The sequence below is a fragment of the Pseudomonas sp. Arb-4-2C genome, from assembly GCF_055755015.1.
Window position 1 is genome coordinate 4,949,044 of sequence record NZ_CM146899.1, and the last position, 12,951, is coordinate 4,961,994.

13 protein-coding genes are annotated in these 12,951 nt (G+C 58.7%); 7 read left to right on the forward strand and 6 right to left on the reverse strand.

Going from position 1 to position 12,951, the window contains the following annotated elements; all coding sequences use genetic code 11:
• Positions 1–199: 199 nt before the first annotated feature.
• From AC0J41_RS22425 to AC0J41_RS22445, 5 genes are all read left to right on the forward strand, one after another.
• Positions 200–772 carry a hypothetical protein gene (locus AC0J41_RS22425; protein ID WP_473013634.1) on the forward strand — a complete coding sequence of 191 codons (573 nt, stop codon included), beginning with the start codon at positions 200–202 and terminating at the stop codon, positions 770–772.
• 76 nt (positions 773–848) lie between these two features.
• On the forward strand, positions 849–1,403 hold the full coding sequence (locus AC0J41_RS22430) for a hypothetical protein (protein WP_025108767.1): 555 nt from the start codon (positions 849–851) through the stop codon (positions 1,401–1,403).
• 268 nt (positions 1,404–1,671) lie between these two features.
• Positions 1,672–2,985, forward strand: coding sequence for a C4-dicarboxylate transporter DctA (locus AC0J41_RS22435; protein WP_473013635.1), 1,314 nt, complete (start codon positions 1,672–1,674; stop codon positions 2,983–2,985).
• Between the two features lie 49 nt (positions 2,986–3,034).
• A complete protein-coding gene (locus tag AC0J41_RS22440) occupies positions 3,035–3,739 on the forward strand; it encodes a FadR/GntR family transcriptional regulator (RefSeq protein ID WP_025108765.1) in 705 nt (234 codons plus the stop codon).
• Positions 3,740–3,763: 24 nt separating this feature from the next.
• Complete coding sequence (locus AC0J41_RS22445; protein ID WP_025108764.1) at positions 3,764–4,474, forward strand: GntR family transcriptional regulator; 711 nt, start codon at positions 3,764–3,766, stop codon at positions 4,472–4,474.
• A 233-nt stretch (positions 4,475–4,707) separates the two neighbouring features.
• Here the strand turns inward: AC0J41_RS22445 and yjiA are convergent, their stop codons facing one another.
• The 3 genes from yjiA to AC0J41_RS22460 all read right to left on the reverse strand — a co-directional run bounded on the left by yjiA (position 4,708) and on the right by AC0J41_RS22460 (position 8,116).
• Positions 4,708–5,685, reverse strand: a complete 978-nt coding sequence (gene yjiA / locus AC0J41_RS22450; protein ID WP_473013636.1) for a GTPase — start codon at positions 5,683–5,685, stop codon at positions 4,708–4,710.
• A gap of 151 nt (positions 5,686–5,836) precedes the next feature.
• On the reverse strand, positions 5,837–6,034 hold the full coding sequence (locus AC0J41_RS22455; protein WP_003228401.1) for a YbdD/YjiX family protein: 198 nt from the start codon (positions 6,032–6,034) through the stop codon (positions 5,837–5,839).
• A gap of 15 nt (positions 6,035–6,049) precedes the next feature.
• A complete protein-coding gene (locus tag AC0J41_RS22460) occupies positions 6,050–8,116 on the reverse strand; it encodes a carbon starvation CstA family protein (RefSeq protein WP_473013637.1) in 2,067 nt (688 codons plus the stop codon).
• A 159-nt stretch (positions 8,117–8,275) separates the two neighbouring features.
• Here AC0J41_RS22460 and AC0J41_RS22465 point away from each other — a divergent pair, with 159 nt between their 5' ends.
• Complete coding sequence (locus AC0J41_RS22465; RefSeq protein WP_473013638.1) at positions 8,276–8,644, forward strand: PilZ domain-containing protein; 369 nt, start codon at positions 8,276–8,278, stop codon at positions 8,642–8,644.
• A 45-nt stretch (positions 8,645–8,689) separates the two neighbouring features.
• On the opposite strand, the gene radA is transcribed toward AC0J41_RS22465, so the two are convergent.
• From radA to katB, 3 genes are read right to left on the reverse strand one after another with little or no spacing between them, the layout of a single operon-like run.
• Positions 8,690–10,057 carry a DNA repair protein RadA gene (gene radA / locus AC0J41_RS22470; RefSeq protein ID WP_007963764.1) on the reverse strand — a complete coding sequence of 456 codons (1,368 nt, stop codon included), beginning with the start codon at positions 10,055–10,057 and terminating at the stop codon, positions 8,690–8,692.
• A gap of 43 nt (positions 10,058–10,100) precedes the next feature.
• Positions 10,101–10,637 (reverse strand): ankyrin repeat domain-containing protein, encoded by a 537-nt coding sequence (locus AC0J41_RS22475; RefSeq protein WP_473013639.1) that lies wholly within the window; start codon positions 10,635–10,637, stop codon positions 10,101–10,103.
• A 60-nt stretch (positions 10,638–10,697) separates the two neighbouring features.
• A complete protein-coding gene (gene katB, locus AC0J41_RS22480) occupies positions 10,698–12,239 on the reverse strand; it encodes a catalase KatB (RefSeq protein WP_473013640.1) in 1,542 nt (513 codons plus the stop codon).
• A gap of 286 nt (positions 12,240–12,525) precedes the next feature.
• Between katB and mscL the strand changes: the two genes are divergently transcribed.
• Positions 12,526–12,939, forward strand: coding sequence for a large-conductance mechanosensitive channel protein MscL (gene mscL / locus AC0J41_RS22485; RefSeq protein ID WP_025108757.1), 414 nt, complete (start codon positions 12,526–12,528; stop codon positions 12,937–12,939).
• Positions 12,940–12,951 lie beyond the last annotated feature (12 nt).

A 12,951-nucleotide genomic window follows, 5' to 3' on the forward strand; every position in this document is an offset into this window, starting at 1 on the left:
TACCCCCTCTCTTCCGGGCTCATTATTTTCTGCAACTGGAACTTGAAACAAAAACTCAAGTAAAAACACGACCATCAACCAACTTAGTTGTTAGTGTTTGCCCGAGACAAACGAATAGCCCAGTAACAACTGGAAAACTCATAAACCAGCCTCTTAACAATTACTAAAACCATAACACTCAGAACTCAAGGAAGAGCTCATGACCACAAACAGGAAGAAATCCTTTATAGCAACACTGGAACTTGACCATCATGATCTGGATATCCTCGGGGCGTTATATGAAACATCAATCCTGCGCGCCGACACATCCTTTTCGGGTGGCTTTTATACCGGAGCATCCAGAAAATCCAATGACGCTCATCTACTGGGTCGCCGTCCGCACGGGGAAGTAAAAAATGCTCCGCCCATGACCATTTACTTCCGCTGCACCGATGACTATTACCACCTCTACATCCGATCCCACGCCACTCATACCGGCCATTGCATCAGCAAGGATGCCGCCGGCGTGCTGGGTGCTTTCTTGCCGGCAGGCGGCGACACCAGCTCTTTCAGCCTGCTGAGTCTGGACAATCGGACCATCACTCTTGAGGACATGGGCCATGATATCCAGCGGGTTCGGCTCAAGGCACGCAATGGCGAACAGATCAGCGCCGTTCGTCGCCGAGGCGCACCCTACAGCTACCTGGCCGGGACCAATAACGACGGAATTCCGTTCACGCTGCGAATCATGGAACGCAGCGCATCGTTCCTCAGTGATCCAGACGAAATCTGACAACACAAGCATTCGAATGCTTGCGCGCACTTGCGTCCAAGCGACTTATCTATTCGCCTTAAAAAAGAAAACACTTATGAGCACCGACCAGGAAAATTCTTTTACTGCAACCCTTAGCACTCGTTTTGGTTACCCTCACTTTCCGAAGTTGACCTATGGCAGGGCAATCAGTACTCCGCGCCCGGATTACGAGGCCTTTGCCTTCTCCCACCATTTAGATGTTTCACACTATTTGTTTCTCAAGCCCGATGTAGCGCCCGACGCCTTGACCTTTTATTTCAGGTGCCTCGACGATTATTACACCCTCTACATTTTCACACCGGGCGCGTATTACTACAGAACCATCAGCCGTGAAGAAAAAGACTTCTTGAATGCTTATTCAACCGAAGATGGAGATCAGACCACGTTCAACTTGCTGAACGCCAAAGGCAACATCATCACCCTCGATCAGATCGACACGGATACCCCCAGCGTCAGAATACAAACCCGAGGCGGCGCTCTGCTGTGCGCAGGGCAAAGTCGCAATAAACACGATCCCAAAGTGGGCACTTTCGTTCGCACCGATTTCAATCGCAGTGCAGGTGTTCTGGACTTCAAACTGAATATCCTGCAACGCAACGTGCCCTACTGAGCAGGTTAAAAACCAGTAGTCTCAGCACCAAAACAGCCCGGTGTGCATGGCCGGGCTTCCGTCATTTCGAACGTCTTTCCCGCAATCACTGAGCGGAGCACCACCGGTCAGACCGGTCATGCCATTTTTGTGTTTTCCCCTTGTATTCCAGAAAAACCCCAGCGTAGACTGCGCCTGCACTGGACATACCGGTAAGACCACAATAATTAAGTCCTGAATCTGATGTGCCCCGCACACGGCAGCCAGGACACCGACCAGGATTCCTCCCATGCTCAGATGGTGCTCGCGTTCAATCTTCCTCCAAGTGGTTCTCGGACTGGTGCTCGGCATCGTCTGCGGGCTGACCCTTCCTGAATACTCGGCCCAGCTCAAACCGCTCGGCGACGGCTTCATCAAACTGATCAAGATGCTTATCGGCCTGATCGTGTTCTGCGTGGTGGTCAGCGGTATCAGCGGTGCCGGCGACCTGAAGAAGGTCGGGCGCATCGGCCTCAAGTCGGTGATCTACTTTGAAGTGCTGACCACCATCGCGCTGGTGATCGGTCTGGTCTTCGCCTTCAGCACCGGGATCGGCAGCGGCGCGAATATCCATCTGGAGCAGCTTTCCGCCGCAGACATGGGCGACATCGCCGAGCGCGGCCAGCACATGCACACCACCACGCAATTCCTGATGGACCTGATCCCGACCTCGGTGATCGGCGCCTTTGCCGACAACAACATCCTGCAAGTGCTGCTGTTCTCGGTGCTGTTCGGCAGTGCATTGAATCTGGTCGGTGAAGCGGCTTCAGGGATCTCGCGCCTGATCAACGAACTGAGCCACGTGATCTTCCGGATCATGGGCATGATCGTGCGTCTGGCGCCGATCGGCGTGTTCGGCGCCATCGCTTTCACCACCAGCAAGTACGGCCTAGACTCGCTGCAACACCTGGGCAGTCTGGTCGGCTTGTTCTACCTGACCTGCATGGCCTTCGTCAGTGTGATCCTCGGTCTGGTGATGCGTGCCTCCGGCCTGCGCCTGTGGCCGTTGCTCAAGTATCTGCGCGAAGAGCTGCTGATCGTCATGGGCACCGCCTCCTCCGACGCCGTGCTGCCGCAGATCATGCGCAAACTCGAACACCTGGGCATCGGCAGCTCGACAGTCGGGCTGGTGATTCCCACCGGCTACTCGTTCAACCTCGACGGTTTTTCGATCTACCTGACCCTGGCCATTGTGTTCATCGCCAATGCCACCGGTACGCCATTGGCGATGACCGATCTGTTGACGATATTGCTGGTGTCGCTGATCACCTCCAAGGGCGCCCACGGCATTCCCGGTTCGGCATTGGTGATTCTCGCCGCGACGCTGACCGCGATTCCGGCGATCCCGGTGGTCGGGCTGGTGCTGGTGCTGGCGGTGGACTGGTTCATGGGCATCGGCCGGGCGTTGACCAACCTGATCGGCAACTGCGTCGCCACCGTCGCCATTGCCCGCTGGGAAAAGGACATCGATGTGCAGCGCGCGAACAAGGTGCTCAACGGCGAGCAGGGCTATACCTTTCAGCCGAGAAAACCGCTCGCCCAGGCGGCGGCCAAAGAATTCTGAATGACCGCCGTGCCTGCACCACCGCAGGCACGGCGCATGGAGCCAATACGTGATTACTACATCAACCGTCGTCAACTCAGTGGTAGAGAAACTGCGCGCCGCACTGGCCCGTGGTCAGTGGCGCTCCGGCGACATGCTGCCGGGCCAGCGCGAACTGGCCGAGCAACTGGGCATCAGCCGCCCGAGCCTGCGCGAAGCGGTGATCGTGCTGGAAACCCTCGGCCTCGTCCGCTCGATGCCGGGCAAGGGCGTGGTGGTGCTCGACGCCCAGCTCAGTGACAGCCAGAGCCACGACAGCGCTGTGGCCGGCGCCAGCCTCGAAGACGTGCTGCAACTGCGCTACACCCTTGAGCCGTTCATTGTCGGTCTGGTTGCGCAGTCAATCAGCAGCAAGGAGGTCGGGCAACTGCGCCTGACCCTGATGGACATGCGCGAAGCGCTTGAAGCGGGCGACAGCGAAGCCGGGGTCAGCGCCTACATCGCCTTCCACGAAGAGCTGTTCACTCTGACCTCGAACCCGATCTTCCAGAGCGTGGTGCAGCAAACCAGCAATGCCCTCAAGCAAAGCGCCGAAGTGCTGCGCAACTCGCCTGAGCACCTGGCCGAACGCCTTGAGGAAAACGAAGCCGTGGTGCGCGCAATCCGCAGCAAGAACAGCGCGCAGGCCAGTGCCGAAATGCGTCGGCACATCCTGCGCGAAGGCCAGCGGATGGGCATCGAATTGAATATTCCGGAAGACAACTTGAGCCACTGAATTTACTCACTCTGGAGACCGGCCATGAACAGCCTCGCCACGTCGTCGCACAATCGCCAGATGTCGACGGCCCTGCCCTTCTCCCGCCTGCACGCGCCGGTGGATGATCTGTATCCCCGGCTGTTCGATGCGATTCTCGAACAACGTCTCGATGCTGCCAGCCGCTTCACCGAAGACAGCCTCAAGCAAATGTTCGGCGTCAGCCGCGCGGACGTGCGTCGGGTGTTGACGCAGTTGTCCCATGAGCAAGTGATTGTGCTGCGTTCCAATCACCGGCCGCGGGTGGCTGCGCCCGATACAGAGCAGACGCGGCAGACCCTGCACGCACGACGCTTGACCGAGAACACGTTAGTGCGACTGGCGTGTCAGCACGCGCAACCTGATGACTTGAAACGCCTGCGCGCGTTGATCGAACGCGAGCGCCAGGCCGTGGATAAAGATCGACGCGCTGCGGCTATTCGCCTGTCCGGGGAGTTTCATCTGCAATTGGCGAAGATGGCCGGAAATGCACCGTTGGCGCATTTTCTTGGCAGCCTGGTACCGCTGACATCATTGGCAATTGCGCGAAGCGAGTGCCAGACGCACAGCTGTTGCGCATGGCACGAGCATTTGGCGTTGGTAGAGGCGGTGGAACGAGGCGATGCTTCCAGGGCCGGGATGCTGATGAATCGGCATCTGGATCATCTTGAGCAGGCACTGCTGGGTTCAGAGCCTGGATATTGTGTTGTTGGTTAGATCGCCTTCGCGAGCAAGCCCGCTCCCACAGTAGACTGCATTCCTCCTGACAGAATGCGGTCTGCTGTGGGAGCGGGCTTGCTCGCGAAGAGGCCCTTCCAGCCGCCACAAATTCAGTTTTGCTGTGCAGCCACCCAAGCACCTCCCGAACAATGAACCGCATTCCTCCTGACAGAATGCGGTCTGCTGTGGGAGCGGGCTTGCTCGCGGAGGCCCTTCCAGCCGCCACAAATTCAGTTTTGCTGTGCAGCCACTCGGGCAAACCCCGCCCGAATCTTCTCTTCCGGCAGATCATCGGCAATAAACACAATCACACTTTCCCGCGCTTCACCCTCGGCCCATTCGGTATCCCAGTCGAAACCGTAAAGTTTCAACACACCCTGAAACACCAGCCGCCGATCCTCACCGGCAATGCTCAGCACACCCTTGTAACGCAGCAATTGCTTGCCATGCTCTTCGAGCAGCTCATTCATGAACTCGCTGAGTTGATCGATATCCAGCGGCTGTTCAGTGCGCAGCACCAGGCTGGAAATACGGTCGATCGAGGGCGCCTTGCTCACCGGTCGCAGGCTGACCCCGCCACCAAGATCGGCGTTGAGGTTGAAGCCACGCACATCGAGCAATTCCGCCAGATCGATGTTGCCATGCTCGACCACGCGAATCGGCGCGCGTCGGTTGATTCGCGTCAGACGTTCGCTCAGCGCGGTGAGTGTCGCCTCGTCCACCAGATCGGTCTTGCTCACCAGCAAGCGGTCGGCGAAACCGATCTGCGCCTGGGCGATGGTCTGGGTCAGGTGCAGATCGGCATGGGCGGCGTCGACCAGAGTGATGATGCCGTCGAGCAGATAGCGCTCGCGCAGTTCTTCATCGATGAAAAAGGTCTGCGCCACCGGGGCCGGATCGGCCAGCCCGGTGCACTCGATCACAAGCCGATCGAAGGCGATTTCGCCGCTGTCCAGACGTTCGAGCAGCAGGTACAGGGCCTTGGTCAGATCGGCGTGAATGGTGCAGCAGACGCAGCCGTTGGCCAGGGTCATGACTTGCACCGGTTCGTCACCCAGCAACTGGGTGTCGATGCCGGCGTCGCTGAATTCGTTTTCGATCACGGCGATTTTCAGGCCGTGCTCGGCCTTGAGCAAATGGCGCAGCAAGGTGGTCTTGCCGGCACCGAGGAAACCGCTGAGTACCGTTACGGGTATGGGAGAGGACAAAACACGATCTCCTGAAAGAAACACAAAACAAATGTGGGAGCGGGCTTGCTCGCGAAGGGGTCGTGTCAGTCGACATCATTGCTCGATGACATACCGCGTTCGCGAGCAAGCCCGCTCCCACAGGGGATTACCTCAACCGTGCGCTGTCAGCTCAACAGCACTTTGGCCCACCCTTGCCGCCGTAACGCGCTTCCTGACGTTCGCGAAAGAACATCTCGTAGCTCATCACCGGTTTGTCCGGGTGTTTGGTTTGCATATGCTCGACATAGGTGTCGTAGTCGGGCATGCCGACCATCAGGCGCGCGGCCTGACCGAGGTATTTACCGAGGCGACTCAGGTCATTGAACATGGTGCAATCCTCTGGTTACGCGTCCGGCAGAGCCTGGAATGGCGATTCTTTATCCGTACGCTCTTTTTTGCCCCAGGCGGCGATGCCGATCTTGAGCGCATAGAACAGGATGCTGAAGACCACGAACAGGAACAGCGCGGTAAGCGTTGCGTTGGTGTAGGCGTTGAAGATCACGTGCTGCATCTGGTCGATGCTCTTGGCCGGCGCGAGGATCTGACCATTGGCCAGGGCATCGCTGTATTTCTTGGCCAGCGACAGGAAGCCGATCGCCGGGTTGGCGTCGAACAGCTTGATGAACCCTGCGGTGGTGGTGCAGATCAGCAGCCAGGCCGCTGGCAGCAGGGTCACCCAGATATAGCGTTGACGCTTCATTTTGATCAGCACAACGGTGCCGAGCATCAGCGCGATACCGGCCAGCATCTGGTTGGAGATACCGAACAGCGGCCACAGGGTGTTGATGCCGCCCAGTGGATCGATCACGCCCTGGTACAGCAACCAGCCCCACATCGCCACACAACCGGCGGTGGCGATCAGGTTGGCGGTCCACGATTCGGTGCGTTTCAGCGCTGGAACGAAGGAGCCGAGCAGGTCCTGCAGCATGAAACGTCCGGCACGGGTGCCGGCGTCCACAGCTGTGAGGATGAACAGCGCTTCGAACAGGATCGCAAAGTGGTACCAGAACGCCATGGTGTTTTCACCCGGCAGGACACTGTGCAGGATCTGCGCAATCCCGACCGCCAGCGTCGGCGCACCGCCGGCACGGGCCAGGATAGTGGTTTCGCCGATGTCGTGAGCCACTGCTTGCAGCGCCTCAGGCGTGATCGCAAAACCCCAGCTGCTGACCATCTGCGCGACCGATGCCACGTCACCACCGACCACGGCGGCCGGGCTGTTCATGGCGAAGTACACGCCTGGCTCGATTACCGAAGCGGCAACCATCGCCATGATCGCCACGAACGATTCCATCAGCATGCCGCCGTAACCGATGTAACGGGCATTGGTTTCGTTATCCAGCAGCTTCGGCGTGGTGCCGGAAGCGATCAACGCGTGGAAGCCGGACACCGCACCGCAAGCAATGGTGATGAACAGGAACGGGAACAGACCGCCTTTCCATACCGGGCCGGTGCCGTCGACGAACTGGGTCAGCGCCGGCATTTTCAGCTCGGGCATGGTCACCAGAATGCCAATCGCCAGCGCGATGATGGTGCCGATCTTGAGGAATGTGGAGAGGTAGTCACGTGGCGCGAGGATCAGCCACACCGGCAATACTGCCGCGACAAAACCGTAGCCGATCAGCATCCAGGTGATTTGAATACCGGTGAAGCTGAACGCCTTGGCCCATACCGGATCAGCCGCAATCTGCCCGCCCAGCCAGATCGAACCGAGCAGCAGCAACACGCCGATTACCGAGATTTCACCGATGCGGCCCGGGCGGATGTAGCGCATGTAGATGCCCATGAACATCGCGATCGGGATGGTCGCCATCACGGTAAAGATGCCCCACGGGCTCTCCGCCAGCGCCTTGACCACGATCAACGCCAGCACAGCGAGGATGATGATCATGATCAGGAAACAGCCGAACAGCGCAATGGTGCCAGGCACGCGGCCCATTTCTTCACGCACCATGTCGCCCAGGGAACGGCCGTTGCGACGGGTAGACATGAACAGGACCATGAAGTCCTGCACTGCACCCGCCAGCACCACCCCGGCAATCAGCCACAGCGTGCCGGGCAGATAGCCCATCTGCGCCGCCAGCACCGGCCCGACCAGAGGTCCTGCGCCGGCGATCGCCGCAAAGTGGTGACCGAAAAGAATGTGTTTGTTGGTTGGAACGTAGTCCAGACCGTCGTTGTTGAGCACGGCGGGGGTGGCCCGACGCGGATCGAGTTGCATCACATTGTTTGCGATGAACAGGCTGTAGTAACGGTACGCAACCAGATAAATGGCCACTGCCGCGACCACGATCCACAAGGCGTTGATCGCCTCTCCTCGGCGCAATGCCACTACGCCCAGGGCGCACGCTCCTACGATTGCCAGCACTAGCCAGGGTAAGTGGCGCAGCAGGCTATTATTATTTTTCATTTTATTATTCCAGCCAGGGTGGACAAGAAAGACAGCCACCCCGAGTTTAGCGCTACTGGCGGCAAAGACCATACCCCGACATTGGTCTAGACGCCCGTATGCACTGGCACGGTTGAAGAATGCGGGTCTATAGTCAGCGAACCTTTGGAGGATTGCGCCATGAGCGAGCACCCAGCCAACCGTCGTCGCTTCAAACGTATTGCGTTCGATGCCAGAACCGAACTGAGTCAGGGGCAATACATCTGGCCGGTGAAGCTGATCGATCTGTCACTCAAGGGGCTGTTGATCGAACGACCGGAGCCTTGGCTTGGGGATAAGGAGCATGATTTTCATGTCGACATTCATCTGAGCGATGACGTGGATATTCAGATGGATGTGCACCTGGCCCATGAAGATCACGGGCAACTGGGATTTGTCTGCCGGCATATCAGCCTGGAATCGATCCAGTGCCTGCGGCGCTTGATCGAGCTGAATCTGGCAGATGAGGCCGAGCTGGAGCGCGAATTGGGCGCCCTGATCGAAATCTAGAACCCGCCAGATCAAATGCAGGCTCACTCTTACAACGGCACTGTGTTACTCGAAGAGTGCGTCGAGGGCCTGTTCGAGGCGGGTCACCGCGATGATCTGCAACCCCGGCGGCGCTTCTTTCGGTGCGTTGCCCTTGGGCACGATTGCCCGTTTGAAGCCATGCTTGGCCGCTTCCTTCAAGCGCTCCTGGCCACTCGGCACCGGACGTACTTCGCCGGACAAGCCCACTTCACCAAACACCAGCAGATCATGCGGCAACGGCCGGTTGCGCAGGCTCGACATCACCGCCGCCATCAGCGCCAGATCAGACGCCGTTTCCAGCACCTTCACCCCGCCCACCACGTTGAGGAACACGTCCTGGTCGTGGGTCGGAATGCCGCCGTGGCGGTGCAGGACCGCGAGCAGCATCGCCAGGCGGTTCTGATCCAGGCCCAGGGTCACCCGACGCGGGTTCGCCAGATGGCTGTCATCGACCAGCGCCTGCACTTCCACCAGCATCGGCCGGGTGCCTTCCCATGTCGCCATGACCACGCTGCCCGGAACTTCTTCCTGCGCACGGGTGAGAAAAATCGCCGACGGGTTGGAGACTTCTTTCAAACCCTTGTCGGTCATGCCGAACACACCGAGTTCGTTGACCGCGCCGAAACGGTTCTTCACCGCACGCAGCAAACGCAGACGCCCATCCGATTCGCCTTCGAAATACAGCACGGTATCGACCATGTGCTCCAGCACCCGTGGGCCGGCGAGCGCACCTTCCTTGGTGACGTGACCCACGAGGAAAATCGCCGTACCGCTCTGTTTGGCATAGCGCACCAGCAGCGCCGCACTTTCGCGCACTTGCGAGACGCCACCGGGGGCTGACTGCAATTGTTCGGTGAAGATGGTCTGGATCGAGTCGATCACCATCACCTTGGGTTTTTCCTGACGGGCAGTGGCGATGATCGTTTCGATACAGGTTTCGGTCATCACCCGCAGTTGGTCCTGCGGCAGCCCCAGGCGTCGGGCGCGCATGGCCACTTGCTGCTGGGATTCTTCACCGGTGACGTACAGCGCCGGCATGCTCTTGGCGAGATTGCACAGGGTCTGCAATAGAATCGTCGATTTGCCGATGCCCGGGTCCCCCCCGATCAGCACCACCGAACCATCGACCAGACCACCACCGAGCACCCGATCCAGCTCACCGGACGCGGTCGAGAAGCGCGGAATTTCCTCGATGCTGACTTCGGCCAGCGTCTTGATCTGCGCCTGCTGCCCGGCCCAGCCGGTACGACCGGTGGGCGCCGTGGCACCGCCGCTCTCGATCATGGTTTCGGTCAGGGTGTTCCAGGCGCCGCACTCGCCGCACTGGCCCGCCCACTTGGGAAAGGTTGCGCCGCACTCGGTGCAGCCGTACATGCGCTTGGCCTTGGCCATCTGGATCCCCCGGCAAAAACCGCGATGATAACGCAGCCGCCGGTCAGCGCGGCGCGGCGGTATGGATTTCGCCGTTGGCCAGACGCACGGCGCTGTTGCCCAGCGGATCTTCGGCATTGAGGTCGGCACCCTTGGCCTTGAGCGCATCGAGCAGTTCGAGCCGCTTGAACAAGCCGGCATACATCGCGGCAGTTTGTCCCGCGCCGTTGCGCTGATCGGGGCTGCAATCGGTAGCCATCAGCCGCCGGGCGATCTGGACCTCCCCCTTGAAAATCGCCCCCATCAACGCCGTGTTGCCACGTTGATCCTGCGCGCAGGCATCAGCACCCGCCGCCAGCAAGTGGTCCACGGCGGCGCCCTGGCCGTGATACGCCGCCAGAATCAGCGCGGTGTAGCCCTTGCTGTCACGGGTATCGAGGGCGTAACCGGATTCGATAAAGGTCTCGAGCATTGGCACGTCACCGCGCCGGGCGGCATCAAAGTAGTAATCCTGCAACTGAACCTTGATCGCCTCAGGGCTTTGCCCGGCCTGTGCAGTAAGGGACAGACAGCCGAGCAACAGTAAAAGACAAGGACGCATATGTACTCTCCTTGGGCAAAGCGGGGCCTGAGTCAGGCCCCGCTTTGCAGGGCGTCGAGATCAGTCGACCAGTTTCGCTGCCAGTGCCTTGACCCGGCTCAGGTCACCCTTGGCCACGTTGGTCACGCCGGTCCCGTATTCCGGATCGGCCTTATACAGAAAGGACAGGATGATGTGCTTGCTCTCGTCATCGGTGGTCGCCAGCGAGCCGCCGAAGCTGTCGATCAGGTCCTGACGCTCCTGCTTGCTCAACGAGCGATACAGATCACCGGCCTGCTTGAAGTTCTGCTCACGCTGGATCTTCGCCTGTTGCGTGCTGCCCGATAGCGCCAGCTCGCTGTAACGCGCACTTTGCGGCTCTTCGCGCGGTTGCAGACGGCTCGGCTGATAGTTCACACCAGACTGGGTGCCACCGACGTTCATCGCACCGTCCTGATTGCCATTGTTGACGGCAACTTTCGGCGCATTGATTGGCAGTTGCAGAGCATTGGCGCCCAGACGATACATCTGCGTATCGGCATAAGAGAACACTCGGCCTTGCAACAGACGATCTTCGGAAGGTTCGATACCCGGTACAACATTGGCCGGAGCCATGGCCACTTGTTCAGTTTCCTGGAACACATTCGCCGGGTTACGGTTCAACACCATTTGTCCAACTTTCCGTTCCGGAACATTGGGCCAGATCTTGGTCGCGTCCAATGGATCGAAATCAAACTTGGACAGATCTTGCGGATTCAGCACCTGGATGTACAAGTCCCACTTAGGAAAATTGCCTTTATTAATATTGGTTACCAGGTCATTGGTCATATGACTGTAGTCTTGACCCTGAACCGTTGCGACTTGTTTTGGCGAAAGGTTTTTAATGCCCTGCAAACTCTTCCAGTGAAACTTCACGTAGTGAACTTCACCTTTGGCATTGACCAACTTGTAGGCGTGTACACCATTGCCATCCATCTCCCGATAACTGGCCGGCGTGCCCGAGTTCGAGTAGAGCTCGGTCAGCGTTCGAGTGGCTTCCGGTACATGGGAGAAAAAGTCGAAACGGCGCGAGTCATCATCAAGGTTGGTCCGTGGATCGGGCTTGAACGCGTGCACCATGTCCGGGAACTTGATCGCATCGCGAATGAAAAACGTCGGGAAGTTGTTGCCAACCAGATCCCAGTTGCCATCGGCGGTGTAGAACTTGGTGGCGAAACCCCGCGGATCACGCAGGGTTTCCGGGGAGTGGTTGCCGTGCACCACCGCGGAGAAACGCACGAACACCGGCGTCACCTGGCCTGCGGCAAACACCTTGGCCTTGCTCAGGTCACTGAGGTCGTTGGTCACCGTGAAAGTACCGTGGGCACCAGTGCCGCGTGCATGTACCACGCGCTCGGGAATGCGCTCACGGTCGAAACGTTGCAGCTTCTGGATCAGTTGCACGTCCTGCAGCAGCACCGGGCCATTGGCGCCAGCCGTTTGCGAGTTCTGGTTGTCGCCGACCGTTGCGCCGTTGTCCCGGGTCAGGGGCGCGGCGTGCACGGAGAAGGTCAACAGGCTGGCGGTCAGTACGCCAAGGGTGCGGCGATGGGGAAAAGCCCCCAGTCCAAGAGTGGAATTCATATCAGGTTCCTCTGGTTCTTTTGGGCGCATCCAGGTGCGCCAAACAGAGGCTAGAGCGCTATATCCGCGAACATAAATAGAAAGTTCGTAACTCGACGATTGAAAATTTTGGCTTCCCGATCAGCGAGTTACGGCGTATTTCGCGCGCGATTAGTGGCACTTTGCAAACTAATCGTCGATTCATGTGTCGATAAAAACGGGCATTGTAAGAAGGTGTTTCGCGCAGGACGCGTTTTGCTGATTTACACTGCGTACACCAACCTCATCTGTAACAAGGAAATAACCTATGGGCGTGCTAAGTGAGTTCAAGGCCTTCGCGGTCAAAGGCAATGTGGTCGACATGGCCGTCGGTATCATCATCGGTGCCGCCTTCGGCAAAATCGTTTCGTCGTTTGTCGGTGACGTGATCATGCCGCCAATCGGCCTGCTGATCGGTGGGGTGGACTTCAGTGATCTGGCCATCACGCTAAAAGCCGCCGAGGGCAGCGCCCCCGCAGTGGTCATGGCTTACGGCAAATTCATCCAGAGCATTCTGGACTTCGTGATCGTCGCTTTCGCGATTTTCATGGGTGTCAAAGCCATCAACCGCCTGAAACGCGAAGAAGCCGTGGCCCCTTCCCTGCCACCGGTTCCGACCAAGGAAGAAGAGTTGCTCGGCGAGATCCGTGATCTGCTCAAAGCCCAGAACAACCGGCCTTGACGGCTGCATAAA

What these genes read in the sequence shown, in the direction of transcription:
- AC0J41_RS22425 (WP_473013634.1), top strand. Translation starts at nt 200, where the DNA reads ATGACCACAAACAGGAAGAAATCCTTTATAGCAACACTGGAACTTGAC.
- AC0J41_RS22430 (WP_025108767.1), top strand. Translation starts at nt 849, where the DNA reads ATGAGCACCGACCAGGAAAATTCTTTTACTGCAACCCTTAGCACTCGT.
- AC0J41_RS22435 (WP_473013635.1), top strand. Translation starts at nt 1,672, where the DNA reads ATGCTCAGATGGTGCTCGCGTTCAATCTTCCTCCAAGTGGTTCTCGGA.
- AC0J41_RS22445 (WP_025108764.1), top strand. Translation starts at nt 3,764, where the DNA reads ATGAACAGCCTCGCCACGTCGTCGCACAATCGCCAGATGTCGACGGCC.
- AC0J41_RS22455 (WP_003228401.1), bottom strand. Translation starts at nt 6,034, where the DNA reads ATGTTCAATGACCTGAGTCGCCTCGGTAAATACCTCGGTCAGGCCGCG.
- AC0J41_RS22460 (WP_473013637.1), bottom strand. Translation starts at nt 8,116, where the DNA reads ATGAAAAATAATAATAGCCTGCTGCGCCACTTACCCTGGCTAGTGCTG.
- AC0J41_RS22465 (WP_473013638.1), top strand. Translation starts at nt 8,276, where the DNA reads ATGAGCGAGCACCCAGCCAACCGTCGTCGCTTCAAACGTATTGCGTTC.
- radA (WP_007963764.1), bottom strand. Translation starts at nt 10,057, where the DNA reads ATGGCCAAGGCCAAGCGCATGTACGGCTGCACCGAGTGCGGCGCAACC.
- AC0J41_RS22475 (WP_473013639.1), bottom strand. Translation starts at nt 10,637, where the DNA reads ATGCGTCCTTGTCTTTTACTGTTGCTCGGCTGTCTGTCCCTTACTGCA.
- katB (WP_473013640.1), bottom strand. Translation starts at nt 12,239, where the DNA reads ATGAATTCCACTCTTGGACTGGGGGCTTTTCCCCATCGCCGCACCCTT.
- mscL (WP_025108757.1), top strand. Translation starts at nt 12,526, where the DNA reads ATGGGCGTGCTAAGTGAGTTCAAGGCCTTCGCGGTCAAAGGCAATGTG.